The sequence below is a fragment of the Legionella sp. 16cNR16C genome, from assembly GCF_021297775.1.
Lineage (GTDB): Bacteria > Pseudomonadota > Gammaproteobacteria > Legionellales > Legionellaceae > Legionella_C > Legionella_C quinlivanii_A.
In genome coordinates, this window is record NZ_JAJTMX010000003.1 from 220,009 (window position 1) to 238,527 (window position 18,519).

Genomic DNA, 18,519 nt, shown 5'->3' on the forward strand with positions numbered 1-18,519 from the left:
AAGTTTTTTCCACACAAGCTAAGTATAGTTTCAATTTTAAAAATTGTGAGTTATGAATGAGCAAAGAGATGTGGGAATGCCAGGGTGTGTTTAAAAACACACCCTGTAGCTCAAGCCATGTGTTTATAAAAATAATTAGGAAGAAACACATAAAAGGGAAGAAGTCTTACAAATAGATAAGCCATCGAGGGAAAGGCAAGCAAGGCAGTCAAAAAGCGAAGGCCGACTGGGGTGTGCTGAAACAAGGCAAATAGTATTAATGGGCTAATAAAAACCAGTAAAACCAGCAGACGTGCCAAGCCCAGGCCTATTATTTTGCCATAGTGATTTTTGTACAAATGCAGATTGGTTTGTAAAATTGATTTAAATGATGTTGTCGGTGAAGAGGATGCGCTTGTTGCTGCTAATAAAAAAACCAGCCAGGCTAAAATTCCCAGGAAAGGAGACAGCGCAAAGCCAAGACAGGTGATTAGAGAGGCGCCAGTGAAGATCAGCACCGTTTTCCAGGTCGTTTTTATACTCACAAAACCCGTATTTTCATTAATTGCTTCCCCATTAATATGCTTCATACATACCAGATTACAAGCATGAATAAACAGGCCGGCTACTGAATAAAACAGCAATAGCAAAAAGCCCTGATATAGCTTGCTATCCATAAAATGATCGGAAAATAATCCTGCTTTTGCCATTAAAGCCGGAGCAACAAATGCCAGAACCAGCGCTGCAAGCGGGGTGAGTAATAAAAAGCTGTATGGCCACCAGAGCGTTTTGCGACAATTCTCATAGGACTTCCAGGAATTGTTTAAAAAGGCCCGAAATGTTTTGAGTTGAGACACGATATACACCGAATTTATAAAAAGGCTTATTATACGAGGAAATCAGTTAAAACAAACCAGCTTTGGTTTATGTTTCTTTCAAACAGTCAATTATCTTAAGTTGCGTCTCAAGCAGATGTACATCGTTCCGGTATCGCTGCCTTGGCCAGAAAAAACCCTTTAAGCCATCGCCTTTATTTCTGGGGACAATATGAATATGAAGATGAGGGATACTTTGACTCACTTTATTATTTGTAGCAATGAAGCTGCCACTGGCTTGCATGGCCTTGATTATTGCTTTGCTAAGCCTCTGAGTCAGTATAAATAATGGCTCAACCAGCGTGATTGGCAGTTCATCGAAATTGGCGATATGGGTTTTGGGTGAAAGCAGAACGTGTCCTGGAAAAAGAGGGCGGTGATCGAGAAAGGCGATAAATTGCTCATCTTCAAAGACCACATAGGCCTTCTCTTTTCCAGCGACAATTAGATCGATAATACAATCAGCTGCTTTCATGGTATGGTTTTCCCAGGTTGCCGGGGACAAAACCCAGGTAGCCGCCCAGGCAACTGGCCAAGGCACCTGTTAAAAACAGAAAGAAAGTCTGAAAGCCGTTGATTCGCAGAATCTTTTTAGCTTTCTCTGTATCGGGGATGGCCGAAACTCCCTTTTGTTCTGACTGTGTTTCGGTCACCATCGGCGAGTTGGCGCTTATTTTTATACCGACTAAGTTCGAGGTGAAATTAGCATGAAAGGCGGTATATTGGATAAGGTTGGTAATCAGCATTACAGTCAATACTAGCAGCAGACACCAGGCCAGAAAACCATGCACTATGCCCCATGCTTTTCTCAACAACAGCCCGGAGGATAATTTACCAGCCAGCCAGCCGGTAAAAAACATAGCGATAAAAGCGGAAAAACAAAATAGAGAATAGCCGGCAAATGAGAAGCGGGTACTCCCATCCTGAGCGATTGAAAAACTACTTAATCCAATGGCCAGGGCCAGAAGATTAAGTAAAAAATTCAAGCCGACTCCGCCAATTGCCCCTGCAAACAAAGCCGACCAGTTTAACTTGTTTTCCTTGCGATTATTTTTTGACATAGGTCATTGTTTCACTATCCACAGGATGAGAATTAACACGCCGCATAATGCCAATAGTCCATGCCCGAGTACCATTAGTTTTGAAGGTGGAACGCCCTTAATATCCTTCAGGAAAATATAAATACCGCCCATTGCTGCAAGAATAAAGATAGCAAGTGCTGCTAAAGGTAAAGAATAGAAAAAGGCCAGTACGACAAAAAACAGAATACTGATAGCCCCCAGACTCCCATGCGCAATAGCCACACCCTTAGGCGTTTCCCTATTGCTAAACACATAACTGGCGAGATATATGCCACCCAAAGCCGTTAAACAAAACAAAATGACTAATACTAATTGCATGCTGCTTCCTTATTCTTCTTTAAAATTGGAGTTTACCGGGAGATTTTGCATTGCCGGGCCTTCCAGTACCTGCCCGTCAGGGCTGAAACGGCTACCGTGGCAAGGACAATCCCAGGTTTGTTCGCTATGATTCCAGTCCACAATACATTTCATATGCGGGCACACGGCCGATACCACATGAAGTTGGTTATTAGCGTCACGTGACACAGCAAACTTGGCCCGATCCATCTCAATAATTTTTCCTTCACCCATTCGGATTTCTTTTACGAGCGGTTGTTTAATTTGCGGTAAGTCGCTTAAATATTGACTTAAAACATTCATATTTTCCTTAAAAAAGCTTGGCAAACTGGCAAAACTTGCTTTACGGTCAGCCTTAAATAAATGGTTGAGCTCATTATCTTTGCCAATAATCAAATTAGCAAGAATCAATCCCGCCAAACTACCATAAATCAAACCATCAGCGAAATAACCAGTAGCCATTAACACAGTTTGTGTTTTCTTATTACTAAAGCCGATATAGGGTATGGCGTCAGCTGATTGATAATGCTGTGCAGACCAGCGGTATGCCAGTTTGGCTTCTGGTTGGCTGGTGAGGAAATCCGACTCCAGTTCAATATAGTGTTTTTCGGGATTTTTTTCCTGCCCGGTCTTATGATGAGCACCAGAAATCAAAACAATCTGCGGCCTGTTGCTTGTATCACCGGCATGGGTAGATAATACACGATGGCTGTCAAAATTCCATAAATGCCCTTCTGGACATAAGGATTCTGGCATTTTAAAACCGCAGACATAACTTCGATAAGGGGCGGTAAAGGTTTGTATTGCATGCACTCCAATTGGTGTATGGGTGGCCAGAATAATTTTCTCCGCGCGGACTTGATTATGCGGTGTATAAAGTACAGGATCCGGATCTTCCTTAATGGAAAGTACGCGGGTATTTTCAAAGATCATACATCCTGCCTTTTGTAACTTATCCGCAAGTGCTTTGACATAGCGTAAAGGATTGAAGCGTGCCTGGTTTGGCATCACAATGGCCCTTTGAAAAGGGAAATGGAAGGGCAGCTCAGAAACTTCCTCAAATCCAAGGCCCATTCTGCGGAACACATCGACTTCATTATCAAAGACAGATTTCTTCGGCCCATTGCTATAAGCATACCAGGGGCGGCGAGAAAAATTGCAATTAAGTTGCTCATTATTGACGTTCGTTTCAATTAACTGAATAGCAGCTTGCCGAGCCTGAGCGACTGCTTTAGCGGTTTCGAGGTCAAAGTTTTTTTCTATTTGCTGATAAAGTGGCTGTACTGCGGTGTAAAGATTTCCTGTCGAGCGGCTAGTCGTATAACCTCCTATTTGATCTGCTTCCAGAATAACTACTTTTTTCCCAGCATTAATCAGATATAGGGCTGTTGTGATCCCGGTAATGCCGGCACCGACAATTGCAATTTCAACATCGAGATCCTGATCTAAAGAGCTTGCAGGCTGCGAACTCAATTCCAGCGCATTCCACATTGAGATTCCGTCCATGATAGATCCTCCCTGACTGAATATTTCACAGTCCTTTATTTCACTATAGCATTGTGCGCTTAAAAATGAGTTAATAGCCGATTGCCTGAATACTATGCAAGGGAGAACTCGTATGCTAGTTAAATTTGTCAGTGATGCCTATGAAAATATTGTGATGTTTGAAAAAGTAGCTAAGGAATTGATAAGCATGATGGGTCATTCCGGCGAAATACCCGGCGCCCTTACGGAAGAGCAAATTCCAGAAGCTTTGGCCATGTTACAATCCGCGCTCGAAAAACAGCGGAAAGCCCCGTCAAAACAGGGTTTTGATGATGAGGAAGAAGAAAAGCCGGTTAGCTTGTCAAATCGGGCATTTCCTTTGGTTAATATGTTGAAATCGGCTGCCCGGGAAAAAGCGGATGTGCTTTGGGACTATCAATAGTCAACTAAATGCTTAAGCATTCAGCACAGCTCCGCAAAAGGCGCGGGTGCGGGTTTCCAATTAGCCATTGATTTAATTCAGCTAGTCATCGCGGGCGTGGGTTAGACATTGCCATGAAGTTAAGACTTCTGTCATTCCCGCGAAAGGCGGGAATCTATTCCTCAGTCGACATTGTGGCTAGCTCAGAGATGGATCCCCGCCTTTCGCGGGGATGACAGTTTAATATACAATTAAGCTTAACTTAATGGCAAGGAGGGTCGGGAGAGGGAAGAACACGAATGATTGTTTAGAAAGGCTGCAAGCCTAACCTTTTCAAACAATCCGTTCTAAATCGTCTACTATTAACAATGGATAGTCACGACGAGAATAATAATGAAACTCATTCCAATCTGTCTTTGTTTATCCTTAAATTGCCTGGTGATGGCTGCTTATGCCGCTGATGACGATTTTGATATGGATATTTGTATTCAGGAAACGGTGCGAGACTGTCAGGAGTCGGTGTGCATCCAGGGCAGCAATTCCGACTGTCTCAAGCAATGTCAAAAAGATGCGGAAGAAAAATGTGCAGAGCTGTCTAAGCAATCGCTTTAATAAAAAAAGCCCCTGAAGCGGGGCTTTTGAGAACTTGCGGCTATTAACTGGTATATCCGGGGGCAGTTCTTGGGCCACCTGCTTCGATTGCTGGTCTGGAACTAGGTCTTCTGTCAGATGGTTGTGAATGAACTGAACTATATGAAGACTGGCCATCGTAGCCGTAACGCTGCTGACTGCTCTGCGTATGACCAGTTTCGTTCTTTGGGCCAAAACCAGGCATTTTGCTGTGCGAGTGCCCGAAGCCTTTTTCCACATCCGGTTCTTCTTTGCTTGAGCATCCAGAAGTCAAAGCACGTCCAATTGCTGCAATCCCATCAACTACCAGCACTGGGAGGCTAATCATGATGTTAAAGGCTGTATAAGCGAGTGCTCCCGCAGTAATCACTCCCAAGAGCATGGCAACATTTGCATATCGTAGTGTTTCTGCAAAAGCTGCGGCAGCGACAGCGAAGGGTGACAGCGCTAACTGTAAGGGTCTGGTGACAAAAATAGAAAGGAGTTTGTTACCGAAACCTTCAGGAAGGGGCCCAAAAACTGCCCTGCCGAAAGCTTGCGCGGTATGTTTAACTCGGGTGAATCCTGTGGAGGATAGATATTCATTACGAATGTCTTCATCAATAAGGCGGTTAATCTCTTCTTCTGTGATTTCGGGGGCTGGTCTTCCGTAGGCCTGAGCCATCATGGTTTCGAATGCCCTTTCCTCCATAGCTTTCCTCATTTTTTCACCAAATACTTGTTGGCGAAGCTGTTCTCTCGTCATCGCACGTACTTGTTCAACGGTAATATCAGGAAGTGCGGTGCGCTCCACTCGAATGCCTCGTGCTTCCATTTCATCCCATTCGGCTTTTTGCATAGCGATAAGTTCGACTGTCAGGAGCATTGTGCTGCGCACTTTTTCCAAGTATTGAGTTTCAGCAGCTACGAAGTTCACCGGATCATTTCGATAATCCTTAGCGACTTTGTCCAATTTGCTGGAAGTAACAAGGTTGGCAAATCCAGCAGCTGCTGAGCGCATCAGAGAAGTCAACCCATGAATCATACCGAACGGGATTAGATACAAAAGGCTAGTGAGCAGAGCGACCACTGCAATTGCTCCATCCACGGCAATGGCGAAGCCCTTTAAGGGTTGCGGATAGCGATATTTAGCATTGAATATGTACTTGAATGCGTTAAGAAAATATTTTATAGACGATGCAAATCCGCTGATCGGATCTTTGGCAATTTCATCAATCAGATTGCTTTTATTTTCAAAAGCTGACAGGAGCTGAAAGGGAACTCGAATTTCCAGGCCAGTATAGTCAAAATAAGGGCGTAAGGCCTGATCATGTTGAAGTCTGTCTTGATGAAGAACTAGCGCTAATTTCTTGTATAAGTCTTTTCGTGCTTTCGTTTTTGCATCATTGAATTCTTTTTCCAATGCTTTTTTACGCAGAAAGTTATTGCCATGAATTTCCGCAAATTCCTTTCTGGTTTCGTCTTCAATCGCTTGAAAAGCACCTTCCAAAATCTTGTTGATGTTCTCAAGAATCGCCTTTTGAACACGGTCGGCTCTATGAGCAGGTATCTTTACACCTTCTTGATAATCTCTGGGAAGCGTTACTGTTTCTTGCAGCATCTGCAAAAGATCTGCTTTGACTTGCCTGGCTACTTGTTCAACTGACATACCAACTCCTAAGGTAAAAAATCTGAAAAAATTATAAACTGTCTTGCTTAAGGTTTTATTAATAAGCGCATATGGGTGGATAAAATTTTATCACAATGAGGTTCAAATTAACAAGATATTTGATCAATATGAACTGCCAGGTCTACTCACCAAAAAATCAGCATCGTAGAAAATGATTTTTTGGTACAATCATTCGGAATTAACTAACTAAAGAAAAATGCTATGCCTTCTTTTGATATTGTCTCCGAGATCAACCTGGTGGAGCTTCGTCACGCAGTCGACAATGCCATCAGAGAAATGGGAACACGCTTTGATTTTCGCGGCGTTGAATCCAGCATCGAACTGAAAGAGCTAACCGTTACCCTAAAATCAGAATCTGATTTTCAGGTTAGACAACTTGAAGATTTATTCCGTAATCACTGTACTAAACGTAATGTGAGTTTAGTCGGTGTGGAAATCGAAGATAAGCCCATTCATACCGGTAAAACCTATTCTCTGAATATGAAATTCAAGCAGGGAATTGATCAACCCGCAGCCAAGGAACTCATTAGCCTTATCAAGGACGCCAAGCTCAAAGTCCAGACCTCCATTCAGGGTGATAAAGTACGGGTGAATGGCAAAAAACGCGATGACTTGCAGGAAGTCATTGCCTTATTGAAAAAGGAAAAAGTGCCTGTCGAATTACAGTTTGAGAACTTTCGCGATTAAGTCCCGAAGGTCTGCTTTCCCGCGCTATAACCCTCACTGCCATTAGGTTAAGCTTAGATGTATATAAACTGTCCTCCCCGCGAAGGCGGGGATCCATCTCTGCGCTAGCTATAATGCCAATTGAGAAATGGATTCCCGCCTTCACGGGAAGGACAAAAATTCTTAACTTAATGGCAGTGTCCCCAACCCTCTCCCGCGAAAAACATAAGTATTTTGCTCAAATTTCTTCCGCGGGAGAGGGGCTTCTTCCTTCACAATTGATCTGCTGGAGTCAAGAAAGCTTAAGTGAACTAAAGCTTTATGTGCGGTAGGTAGGCGAATGGGGGAAGAAGGGCACCGTATATAGCCACAATAAGCCATTATCTTAGCTTTTATCATTATTATCGCGAACTGATTAATATTGGTCTATTATAAAACATATAGGTAATGACTTATCCTGGCTGAACCAAAATCAAGTGTAGGATAGGGAGATTGCAGTTGAAATGTGGTGTGCTCCTGGGGCAGCAGGTTGCCTAAAGCATTTCATAGATCGCCATAATAATGTTTTAGTTGCGGCTCAGAGACTCAGGAGAGCCATTGCCTGTATCACTAATTGGCTAGTGTATTGTAAGCAAAGCTCAAGCTTCTGAAGATCTCAATTATTTTCGTTTATAAAGATAAAAACTCATTGAATAGGCATTTTTCTCATCTTGCTCATGCTCCTCAATTTTCTCACAACTCCATTCATCCTGATTAATCGCTGGAAAAAACACATCCGCATCAAAGCGATGATGAATCTGCGTCAGATAAATCTGCTGTGCCTGCGGCAGGATTTGCTGATAAATACTGGCGCCACCGATGATCATTACTTCCGGTGCCCCTTGAGAGAGTTCCAGAGCCTCTTCCAGAGAGTGTGCCACCTCAATCTCGGCTGCGCTAACAGACGAGCGGCTAACCACAATGTTTTGACGGCCCGGAAGCGCTTTACCGATGGAGGCGAAGGTTTTTCGACCCATGATAATCGGTTTACCTAAAGTTATTTGCTTGAAAAATTTCAGATCAGCCGGTAGATGACAGAGCAACTGATTGTTCTTACCCAGTCCCTGAGCTTCGTCAACGGCTGCAATTAAGCTAATTAGTGTCATATTTTGCTCTTTGTTGGGCCATAGCCAATGCGGTTTTTACGGCGGCAAGCAGACTACCGCAAGCTGCTTTGCCTGTACCCGCCAATTCCAGCGCCGTTCCATGATCTACCGAGGTGCGAATAATCGGCAAACCCAGGCTAATATTCACAGCATCACCAAAGCCTGCGTATTTCAGCACCGGTAAGCCCTGATCATGGTACATAGCGACAAAGGCATCGGCCTTGTGATGAGGAGTGAACATTGTGTCTGCAGGAAAGGGGCCGTGAACCTCAATACCTTCGGCCTGCAATTGCCGCAGTGTGGGGATGATTACATCGATTTCTTCGCGGCCCAGATAGCCGCTTTCACCGGCATGGGGATTTAAACCTGCCACTGCAATCTGCGGATTTTTAATCCCGAAATCAATCTGCAGCGATCGATGCAATTGGCGAATCACGGATTGTAAAAGCGGTCCATCAATCGCGTCAGCCACTGCGCGCAGTGGCAAATGCGTAGTAACCAAGGCAACACGCATCGCTTCACAGGCCAACATCATAACCACGGTATCCGCTTTGCAGCGCTCGGCTAAAAACTCGGTATGCCCTGTAAATGGAATACCGGCCTGATTAATAATGGCTTTATGCACTGGGGCGGTCACTAAGGCTGCGAACTTACCGGCGAGACAGGCATCAATTCCTTCCGAGAGCATCTGGATAACCATTGGCGCGTTTTGCGGGTTAAGCTCTCCAGGCTTTACTTTTTTTGCACAAGAAAACGGCAACACCTGGAGACTGCCTCGGCGAGGCGTGAATGAAGCACTGCCTTGAAAAACTTCCAATTCCACCGCAAGATTTAACTGGCTGGCGCGCTCGGCTAAAACATCGGGATCGCCCGCTATTACCACCGGATATTCTTCCTCTGCTAAAGCGAGGCAAATATCCGGGCCGATTCCGGCTGGTTCACCACTGCTGAGCAGCAGAGGCCTCATGCCAATTCCTTATCCATAATTTTGATGTAGGCATCGGTACGTAAATGCTGCTGCCAGTTCTGCACGGCTTCAGTAAATTTCTTCTGTTGCAGGAATTGACGAACCTGTTGCCTTTGATAAGAGGCGGAATCATCCACTTTTTTCCGCTCCAGCACCTCGATTAAATGCCAGCCAAAGACTGATTTTACCGGTTTGCTGACCTTATGCAGCGGCAAGCCGTCCATTGCCTTTTCAAATTCAGGAACTAACTCTCCTGGGGTAACCCAGCCCAAATCACCGCCTTTAACCGCACTGGCGGCATCCAGTGAATATTGTTTGGCCAGCAGGGCAAAGTCTTTCCCGGATTTGATTTGCTGATAGAGGTTATTGGCTTGTCGGCTTGCTTCAGCAGGAGTCAGACTGGAGTCGGATTTAAGCAGAATATGACGTACGTGGGTTTTTACCACTTCATGCTTACCATTATCCCCGCCAATGGCAGTGAGCTTGATTAACTGATAACCATTTCCGGTGCGAATCGGGCCGGCAATCTGGCCTGCTTTCATTTTGGTTACTTCGCTGACAAATACATCCGGTAATTCCGCTAAATGACGCTCACCCAGATCACCGCCCTCCAATGCAAATTCCCCACTGGATTCGGCGATGGCAATCTGGCTGAAGTCAGCGCCCTGGCGAAGTTTTTTCAGAAGATCGCTGGCTTTTTTCTCAGCACTTTTTAATTGATCGGTGGTGGGTTCCTCAGGTAAGGGAATAACAATATTTTGCAGATGATATGTCAGTTGGCTTTTATCCTGCTGATAAGAGGTTTTCAGGAAATCCTCTACCTGCTGATTGGTGATGTTGAGATCCCGGCCAACCGCTTTTTGCTGCAGTCTGCCCAAAAGAATTTCCTTACGAATATTTTCGCGATAGTTATTCCAACTCAAGCCCTGATTTTCTACGGCCTCACGCAAGTCGGTCAGTGAAATATGATTGGTTTCGGCAATCTTGGAAATCGCCTCATTCAACTCGGAATTATCAATGCTGATATCATTTTGCTTTGCTAATTGCAGCTGTAAATCCACATCAATCAGATGCTGCAAAACCTGTTTACGCAATACCTTGTCGGAAGGAACCTGCATATTTTTGGCTTCGTACTGCTTCTTTAGAATACTGACCTGCTGATTCAATTCACTGGAAGTAATGACACCATCGTTAACAACGGCGACCACTCTATCCAATGGCTCAGCAAACAGTGTGGGTGCATAAAAGGATATCAGCAGACTCAATACTGCGAAACGTTTAAACATGCCTGGTTTCCTCATTTTATTTTTTCTGCGATTTTGGGTTATTTTTAAACAAAATACAAGTCGTAATCAATATTATACAAATGAATTAGTAACGATGAAAACTGTCTCGATAACCCGGAATATAAGTATGAATAATGGTCGCAGGATCACTATTCCCCACTGAACCCAAGCCTTTTAGCAAGAGTTGCAGATACACATTATCATTATACTGCGGGCGCGCAGCCTGGCTTAAGCTCTTGAACGCGCGTCCTCCGACTAGCCGGACTGCCCAGCAGCAATTGTCATATTGAATGCCCATAAAAGTCATCATGTCATAGCGTTTGCTGATATTATAACTGAAAGCTCCTAATGTACTCCATGCGTCATTAATTGGCCAGGCAAACGAGGCTGAGGCCTGGTGCAGCGCATTTTTCTGCAGAGGTATTTCAGAAAGCTCCACTATATCGCCATTAACCAGATAGGTATATCCCAGGGTTATAATTTTATTGACTTCGGGCTGGTAATGAAAATTAATATTGCCGTTATCAGTTGAGCGAGTATGCGGATCCCAGACATAGTCACCGGTGACTACCCAGGAGGGATTCAGGCGATACAAGGCTCGGGAGGCAATAGGTGAATAATCTGTTGTGGGCGAGAGATAACCCAAAGTATAAGGTACATCTTTGCAATAGCCGGTGGGCGACTGACAAAGCTGGACGCGGCGATTGGCAAAATAATGGCTTTGCCCAATAGTAAAGCTGGCTTTTTCAGCACCTGTTTCATCCGAAAGAAAACGGGAGGTCACCGCATAGGATAATTGATTGGTATCGCCGATACGATCATAACCGGAAAAGCGATTAGTCCTGAACAATTGATCCGCATTGAAAATGGTATAAGCCGAATCATAGACGGGTATTTCAGTCTGATTATGAAAAGGGACATACAGATAAAACAGACGCGGCTCCAGCGTCTGATTAAAGGCCTGGCCGAACAGACTGCTTGAGCGATCAAAATAAAGACCACTGTCCAGATAATAACGGGGGGTTGTATTGTTAAAATCGCGATTGATGTCGCTGTAATAACGCCGTACATCATAGTAATTTTCCACCAGTTCGATATTCGGAGTGATATAACCCCAAGGGCGTAGCTGCGGGAAAGATAATATAGGATTGAAGTGATAACGCGGCCCTTCCGGCTGGTAATACAAACTGTTCGGCCAGTCAAAATTGTCGAACTGGCCATGCAGACTTAAATTGCCGTTAAAGGGTAAATCTTCATAAACGCCATGAGCCATCAACTGAGGTAAACGCTGATAAATATCAGCAATTCGGGATTCATTGATCGGCTGCAGAGTCTGATAGCTTTGCAGCAAACCACGAAACAGCCAGTGTTCCGTTGTATAATCCAGTTCGCCTTCGCGTAACAGCTGCCGCTCGGTCAGCACAGCAAGATTGCTGCTGAAATCCTGTAGATAGTAATCATCCGAGACTTGCTGATAATTAATGCGCAGGTTGAGATTCGGATTGATTCGGGTCAAATCAAAGAATTGCATCGACCAGCGATCTTTTGACAACCCGCGCAGCTCAGGAAAATCCAGTTGATTGTCATGTAAAAAATCAGCATAGGCGCGGTCGTGCGGTAAAAAACGGCCATTGATGTTTCCACTGGAGTTTTCAGTAAGATAACGGAATTGCCCGCCCATCATTAATCCGCGCCGGGTATACAGATGAGGAATGATAGTGGCGTCATAATTGGGGGCCATATTCCAGTAATAAGGCAGTGAGAAATCAAAGCCGCCCACATTGGAGTAGCCCTTGGTAGGGATTAAAAAACCTGATTTTCTGTCTTTAGAAGTGGGAAAACTTAAATAAGGGGTATACAGAACAGGAACACGCCGGATTAAAAGCTGGGCATTGCGGGCGACCCCCATTTTTTCAGAGTCATCCAGGGTGATTTTTTCCGCGCGAATTTCCCAGGCTCTATCCTGTGGCGCACAGGTGCTGTAAGTCGCTTTATTCAGAAAATAATCCTTGTTGGCAAAGCGCTCAATAAGGCTGGCTCGTCCCCAGGCCGGCAGAATAGAACCTTGTTTTCGCGTATTAAAACGGTAAATAACATCTTCTGCCTTACCTGACTTGTCCTGCATATTAATGGTAACTTTGCGGGCGACCATCAATCGGCCTGGCTCGAGATAGCGGACATTGCCTAATAATTCAACATGGGTAATTTCATTGGTTTTGTCATCTCGATACACATAAGCCGTTTGGGCGTTAACAATGCGCTCATTCTGCTGAACGGTTACATCTCCCGATAAGGTAGAACGACCCTCGCGGTAAAAGGATACATTATCTGCCTGCAGGCGAATTTCATCCTCGTCCAATGGCGGAATGCTTATCTCAGTATAGTTGCCGCGACAAACCGGAACTGCGGCATTGGGTTGCCAATTAAGGCAGCGCGCAAATAAGGCGCGATTATAGTCGTTATCTTCCATATCGGGTTTGATAACACAGGCTTGCACAGGCTCAATGATGGCAGTTTCCGCATTGACGCTTCGGAAATAAAACAGGCCGGCAGAAACCGCAGCCAATAGACTACCTGCGCAAAACGCGCGGGAAATCGTTTTGCTGTTCATTGATAGGATCTTCTGATAAAACCTGATTTTCACCGTCACCAAAATACCTTATGATCCACGAGCACAAAGTGCACAACATTTTAATGATTGCTGATGCTTCAGCAGTCTATGAACAAGGTTTTGGAGTATAGCATGCAAGAACGGGAAAACGCACTGCACAATTGGTTAAAACCCTGGGTAGGCGGAGAGTATCAAATCAAACCTTTGACTGGCGATGCCAGTTTCAGGCGTTATTTCCGAATTGAATATGCCAATTTCAAAGGGATCATTATGGATGCTCCCCCAGAAAGGGAAAAAATCAATTCCTTTCTGGCTATTGCCGAGTTATTGAACCGTCATGGTTTGCGCTCTCCCAGGATATTCAGGGCCGATGAGACGCTAGGCTTTATTGTACTTGAAGATTTTGGCGACCAGTTGCTTCTGGCACATTTGCAGGCAGACACTGTGGATGAATGGTATGCGGTGGCGATTGATAATGTATTGCGCTTACAGCAATGTGCCGTAGGCAACTTACCGGTATTTAATACTGGCTTCATGCTTCAGGAGTTGTCTCTTTTTAATGAATGGTTTGTTGATGCCTATTTGAAACTGAAGCTTGACGAGTCGGAACAGCATTTGTTGGCGAATACCTTTGACTGGCTGGTTGAGCAGTTGTCAGCTCAGCCGCAGACCATGATTCATCGTGATTTTCATTCACGCAACCTGATGATTCTGAGTGACAGGCCAAAAGAGTTGGGCCTGATCGATTTTCAGGATGCCATGAAAGGCCCTTGCACCTATGATTTGGTTTCCTTATTGAAAGATTGTTATATTCAATGGCCCAGGGAGCGGGTTCATGAATGGGTCAAATGTTTTTATGAGCAGTCCACGCTTACGGAAGAGATGAGTCTCAAAGAGTTTCAGCGTGCATTTGATTTATGTGGCCTGCAAAGGCATTTGAAAGTGCTTGGTGTTTTCTCCAGGCTTTATTTGCGCGATAATAAACCGGGTTACTTAAAAGATTTGCCATTAACTCTCCATTATGTACTTGATTGTCTTGAGAGTTATGAGGAATTGAAACCATTCTACCAATTTATTCAACGAAGGATCCATTTGCCATGAAAACTGCGATGATTTTGGCGGCAGGAAGAGGAGAGCGATTAAAACCCCTTACCAAAACCTGCCCCAAAGCAATGTGCCGTGTTCAGGGCATGCCTTTAATCGAGTATCATGTCAGTAATCTGGCTTCTGCTGGTTTTGAGAAAATTATTGTCAATCACGCCTATCTTGGGAGTCAGATCCGGCATCACCTGCAGGATGGCAGCCGTTGGGGGGTGGATATCCATTATTCACCTGAGCCACCCGGAGGGCTGGAGACCGGCGGAGGTATTATCAATGCATTGCCTTTATTGGGTAATACGCCATTTCTTACTGTAAACGCCGATATATTTACCGATTTTGATTTTTCAAATATCCAGTTGCCTAAAGGATCCCTTGCGCATCTGGTTCTGGTCGATAATCCCGCTCATAACAGCAGGGGTGATTTCGGCTTGAATGAATATCAGAAAGTTAGTAATGAGGATAAAAAATACACCTATTCGGGAATTGCCTGTTACCATCCACAGTTTTTCGACCGCTATGAGCCTGGGCGTTTTTCAGTAACCCCTCTTTGGCGAGAGAATGCTGTGAAAGGCTTAATCAGCGGTGAGCATTATGCCGGCAGCTGGATAGATATAGGCTCTCTCGAACGATGGCATTTAGCTAATCAGAAACAAGGAATTGTAGGTTGGGCCCTTGGCCCAACAATGGGTTGAACCACTCCATAGCAATGTTGGGCCAAGGGCCCAACCTACTTGTAATTGCAGACTTCCCTTAACTTAATGGCAGTGAGGGTGAGGGTTGATTTACCCCAAGCTGACGCTACCCTCCCATGCCCGAACCTGAAGTAGGTGCTTCCGGTTCCGGTTCTTGTCTTTGTTGAGCTTGTGCGGCCTGCTGGGCTTCGGCGCGTTTTTCCGGGTATCGATGCTGCGATACATTGATGTCAACGCCTTTTGAAGAAAGGGTCTTCTGAAAGCCCTGTTCCCTATCATTGATCATTTGTCCCAGTTTAACTGGATCCGCTTTGACTGGATTTCCTGCGGAGTCCTTTTTAATTTGTCCACTCTGATCACATTCATAAATCATACTTCCCTTACTCACCATATTCCTTTCAGCAAGCCAGGCATTAAGGGCTTTGTCCAGGGCATCCAGTAAAGGCTCTCCTTTTTGGATAATATCCCCGTTCACTGAAAAACCACGCAATATTTTAGTTTGATCATTAAGCGCATAATCCAGTTTGATGCTGCCCTTGGCTAAGCCCTTTATCGCTTCAATTGCTGCTTCAGCGAGATTATGCTGCAGATTTTGAAAGTCTGAGCGGACTGGCTCATCGTCGGATTGCGGCGACGGTCTTTTTCTTTGCATTTCCACATTTTGGCGATATTCTTCAAGCGACTTAAGCATGGTTTGTGCATCAGCCAGTTTACCCACGGCAATCATTTTTTTAGTGGCTTGATCTACCAGATATCTTGCCGCTTCTGGCGTAGACGCTACCTCGCCGGCTTGCTTGATTGCGTTAAAATAGGGCATATTTTCGGCAACTGTACTGCCTCGTTTGGTAGTTTTCAGCATGTCATTTAACTCACAGATAGAATGAATTCGTAACTGCTTGCCAGCCTTTTCTTTTTGGCTGGCAAGCAGTTAGATTTGTCAAAAAATATAACAAAGTATAGCAAAAGAGTAACAGAGTAGATTGAATAAAATAAGCTCCACGATCGTTAAAGAATAGTAAATCAATCGAATGGTGTCGCTATTTTATCAGTCACTGACGAGTAAGTTTTGTTTTTCATGGAATCAAAAGTAAACTCATCCACCTGAATGGCGTCCCAACGTGCTTTTTCTACTTTCATTAAAGTATCCATTTCTTCCTGGGTAAGTTCTCCTTTTGCAACCCGGGTCTCGAGAATGTCATGCAGTTTGTCAAACTCATACCGCTTTAAGCCGCCCACTTTCTGATACAAGCCGGCATTCTGGATCAGCAGTTGCAGGGTCTCTTCCATACGATCAACGGGCTGACTGCTATCGCCACTCAAAAATATCCAGTGCTTTATAGTGTCGCGGTATTGGTTATTGCCCATCATTGAGCGCGCCAGCTTCTTGTCGAGCCGATCACAGGGATAACGCATGCTCTGCCCAAGAGGAAAGAGTAAAAATTGCACTAAACCGCCTATAATACGTGAAGGAAAATTCTGGCAGAAGTTAATCATTGCCTGTTGCGCATGATAAAAACAGTAAGAGGTTGCCCAAAGCGCATGCAGTTGCTGATCCGCATTGCCCTTGTCATTTTGATAAAGCCTTAGCGCTGCCATTGCCAGATACAAATACGACATAGCATCTGCCAAACGTGCCGACAGACGCTCTTTACGCTTCAACTCACCACCCAGATAAATCAGGGAGAGATCAGCGAGCCAGGCAAAGGCATGGCTTAACCGGGCTAATTTTCGATATTGTTTTTTCAGCGCATTATCTGGAGCGGCGATGAAAATACCACCGGTCCAGCCCGAACAAATACTTTTCGCAAAATTCTGCAGAAAATAATGAATATGCTGCCAAAGCAAATTACCGAATTCTTTTTTGTCTTCTTTGGCAATTGCATAAAACTCGTTTCGTACGAAGGGGTGGCAAGCCATCGAACCCTGGCCAAAGATCAGCAGGTTTCTGGACATAATGTTAGCCCCTTCGACAGTCAGTGAAATGGGAAGACTGACATAGAAGCTGGTTAAGTAGTTTCGTGGTCCAACGACTACCGCACGGCCAGCATGCACATCCATTGCATTGTTTATTACTTTACGTGCCAGCTCGGTATTAAAATACTTGGTTAAGGCCGAGGCAACAGAAGGTTTCATATGCTGATTCACGGCTGCAACTGTTAACAAACGCGTGGCGTTAACCAGATAACTCAAGCCGGCAATTTCAGCCAGTTTCTCTTCAATCCCTTCAAATTGACCAATCTCCACACTGAATTGCCGACGGATACGCGCAAAAGCCCCGCTAACCAGATAACAAACGGAGGAGGAAGCTGCAGCCAGCGCCGGCAGGGAAATTGAACGTCCAATTGATAGACATTCCACCAGCATCTGCCAGCCATGACCAGCATTTTTCTGGCCGCCAATAATGGTATCAATAGGCACAAAGATATCTTTTCCACGAATGGTGCCGTTCATAAAGGGTTGATCTGCCGGTAAGTGGCGATTGCCAATTTCCAGATTTTCGGTATTTCTGGGGATTAATACGCAGGTAATCCCTTCTTCTCCGACCCCGTTTAACAGGCCTTGCGGGTCTTTAAGGTTAACTGCCAAACCGATTAAAGTGGCAACCGGAGACAGGGTAATCCAGCGTTTGTTCAGATTGATGGTTAATCCAAGAACATTCTGGCCATTGATTTGTTTCTGAGTGACAATTGCTTCTGATTGAATGGAGGTCGCGTCACTTCCCGCACCAGGTTCAGTCAGCGCAAAGCAGGGGATATCAATGCCTTTTGCCAGATTTGGGAGATATTTTGCTTTTTGCTCATCCGTGCCGTAATAATGCAAGAGCTCGCCTGGGCCAAGAGAATTGGGAACCATCACTGTAACCGCCGCTACTCCAGAGCGGCTGGCAATTTTCATAACGATATCGGAATGAGCCCGTGCAGAAAATCCTTTACCACCGTACTCTTTGGCAATAACGAGGCCCAGAAAGCCTTTTTCCTTGATAAAATTCCATACGGTTTCTGGTAAATCCCTTTCCTGTCCAATGCTCCACTCATCCAGCATATTGCAGAGCGCTTGTGTTTCGTTGTCCAGAAACGATTGTTCTTCAGGAGTCAGCTCTGAAGAAATAGCGGATAATTTTTCCCAGTCCGGTGAGCCTGTAAATATATCCTGTTCAATCCAGGTATCGCCGGTATTGAGTGCTTCTTCTTCAGTTTTCGACAGCTTTGGAATTGATTTGACCGAGCGCTTATAGATAAAGTCAACAAAGGCGGCTCTCACCGGCTCAACGTGTAATAGAATGACCGTCACAAGAATAGCCAGCCAGATTAAAATTCCTGGCAGCCAGTGCATGCCGATAAAAAAAGTAGCCAGAATCAGATAAACTGCCGAGCCAATCTCCCATACAATTGCGGGCAAACCGCGATACAAGATGATCAGAGTAAACACGAGATAGATGAGAAACAGAATTGTAGCCATGTTTATTCCTTTAATATTATTATGAGTTGCAAATGAGCAATTAAGCATTTGATTTTGTAGTATATACTCGTTACAGTTAATTTTGCGAGAGTCGCTTGCTAAAGATTTATTAGGT

At 44.7% G+C, this 18,519-nt stretch carries 17 protein-coding genes; 5 read left to right on the top strand and 12 right to left on the bottom strand.

The features are described from left to right. Positions 1–110: 110 nt before the first annotated feature. From LXA66_RS11050 to LXA66_RS11070, 5 genes are all read right to left on the bottom strand, one after another. The gene (locus LXA66_RS11050; RefSeq protein WP_233013227.1) at positions 111–836 is read right to left on the bottom strand and encodes a hypothetical protein; all 726 of its coding nucleotides are present in this window, start codon (positions 834–836) and stop codon (positions 111–113) included. Positions 837–903: 67 nt separating this feature from the next. Beyond that, positions 904–1,329, bottom strand: coding sequence for an HIT family protein (locus tag LXA66_RS11055; protein WP_233013228.1), 426 nt, complete (start codon positions 1,327–1,329; stop codon positions 904–906). Continuing rightward, positions 1,316–1,915, bottom strand: a complete 600-nt coding sequence (locus LXA66_RS11060; protein ID WP_233013229.1) for a hypothetical protein — start codon at positions 1,913–1,915, stop codon at positions 1,316–1,318. The genes LXA66_RS11055 and LXA66_RS11060 overlap by 14 nt, the downstream gene beginning before the upstream one ends. 3 nt (positions 1,916–1,918) lie before the next feature. Then, entirely contained in the window at positions 1,919–2,254 is a 336-nt protein-coding gene (locus LXA66_RS11065) for a hypothetical protein (protein ID WP_133140855.1), read from the bottom strand. Between the two features lie 9 nt (positions 2,255–2,263). Further along, a complete protein-coding gene (locus tag LXA66_RS11070) occupies positions 2,264–3,778 on the bottom strand; it encodes an FAD-dependent oxidoreductase (RefSeq protein ID WP_233013230.1) in 1,515 nt (504 codons plus the stop codon). Between the two features lie 112 nt (positions 3,779–3,890). On the opposite strand from LXA66_RS11070, the gene LXA66_RS11075 reads away from it, so the two are divergent. Both LXA66_RS11075 and LXA66_RS11080 read left to right on the top strand, forming a co-directional pair. Further along, the gene (locus LXA66_RS11075; protein WP_233013231.1) at positions 3,891–4,199 is read left to right on the top strand and encodes a DUF1840 domain-containing protein; all 309 of its coding nucleotides are present in this window, start codon (positions 3,891–3,893) and stop codon (positions 4,197–4,199) included. 372 nt (positions 4,200–4,571) lie between these two features. Then, entirely contained in the window at positions 4,572–4,790 is a 219-nt protein-coding gene (locus tag LXA66_RS11080; protein ID WP_233013232.1) for a hypothetical protein, read from the top strand. Positions 4,791–4,833: 43 nt separating this feature from the next. Here the strand turns inward: LXA66_RS11080 and LXA66_RS11085 are convergent, their stop codons facing one another. After that, the gene (locus LXA66_RS11085) at positions 4,834–6,456 is read right to left on the bottom strand and encodes a hypothetical protein (RefSeq protein ID WP_233013233.1); all 1,623 of its coding nucleotides are present in this window, start codon (positions 6,454–6,456) and stop codon (positions 4,834–4,836) included. A 222-nt stretch (positions 6,457–6,678) separates the two neighbouring features. Here LXA66_RS11085 and LXA66_RS11090 point away from each other — a divergent pair, with 222 nt between their 5' ends. Further along, on the top strand, positions 6,679–7,164 hold the full coding sequence (locus LXA66_RS11090) for a YajQ family cyclic di-GMP-binding protein (protein ID WP_112218988.1): 486 nt from the start codon (positions 6,679–6,681) through the stop codon (positions 7,162–7,164). 638 nt (positions 7,165–7,802) lie between these two features. On the opposite strand, the gene LXA66_RS11095 is transcribed toward LXA66_RS11090, so the two are convergent. The 4 genes from LXA66_RS11095 to LXA66_RS11110 form a co-directional block, all read right to left on the bottom strand. Next, complete coding sequence (locus LXA66_RS11095; protein ID WP_233013234.1) at positions 7,803–8,288, bottom strand: dihydrofolate reductase; 486 nt, start codon at positions 8,286–8,288, stop codon at positions 7,803–7,805. Then, positions 8,275–9,255, bottom strand: coding sequence for a 4-hydroxythreonine-4-phosphate dehydrogenase PdxA (gene pdxA / locus LXA66_RS11100; RefSeq protein ID WP_233013235.1), 981 nt, complete (start codon positions 9,253–9,255; stop codon positions 8,275–8,277). The genes LXA66_RS11095 and pdxA overlap by 14 nt, the downstream gene beginning before the upstream one ends. Further along, a complete protein-coding gene (locus LXA66_RS11105; protein ID WP_233013236.1) occupies positions 9,252–10,541 on the bottom strand; it encodes a peptidylprolyl isomerase in 1,290 nt (429 codons plus the stop codon). The genes pdxA and LXA66_RS11105 overlap by 4 nt, the downstream gene beginning before the upstream one ends. 85 nt (positions 10,542–10,626) lie before the next feature. Next, complete coding sequence (locus LXA66_RS11110) at positions 10,627–13,152, bottom strand: LPS-assembly protein LptD (RefSeq protein ID WP_233013237.1); 2,526 nt, start codon at positions 13,150–13,152, stop codon at positions 10,627–10,629. A gap of 132 nt (positions 13,153–13,284) precedes the next feature. On the opposite strand from LXA66_RS11110, the gene LXA66_RS11115 reads away from it, so the two are divergent. Together LXA66_RS11115 and murU are read left to right on the top strand one after the other, a co-directional pair. Then, complete coding sequence (locus LXA66_RS11115) at positions 13,285–14,253, top strand: aminoglycoside phosphotransferase family protein (RefSeq protein ID WP_233013238.1); 969 nt, start codon at positions 13,285–13,287, stop codon at positions 14,251–14,253. Continuing rightward, a complete protein-coding gene (gene murU / locus LXA66_RS11120; RefSeq protein ID WP_233013239.1) occupies positions 14,250–14,945 on the top strand; it encodes an N-acetylmuramate alpha-1-phosphate uridylyltransferase MurU in 696 nt (231 codons plus the stop codon). Before LXA66_RS11115 ends, murU begins: the two co-directional genes overlap by 4 nt. A gap of 106 nt (positions 14,946–15,051) precedes the next feature. Here murU and LXA66_RS11125 read toward each other — a convergent pair whose 3' ends face one another. Continuing rightward, positions 15,052–15,804 carry a hypothetical protein gene (locus LXA66_RS11125; RefSeq protein WP_233013240.1) on the bottom strand — a complete coding sequence of 251 codons (753 nt, stop codon included), beginning with the start codon at positions 15,802–15,804 and terminating at the stop codon, positions 15,052–15,054. 161 nt (positions 15,805–15,965) lie between these two features. After that, positions 15,966–18,404 (bottom strand): acyl-CoA dehydrogenase, encoded by a 2,439-nt coding sequence (locus tag LXA66_RS11130; RefSeq protein ID WP_233013241.1) that lies wholly within the window; start codon positions 18,402–18,404, stop codon positions 15,966–15,968. Positions 18,405–18,519 lie beyond the last annotated feature (115 nt).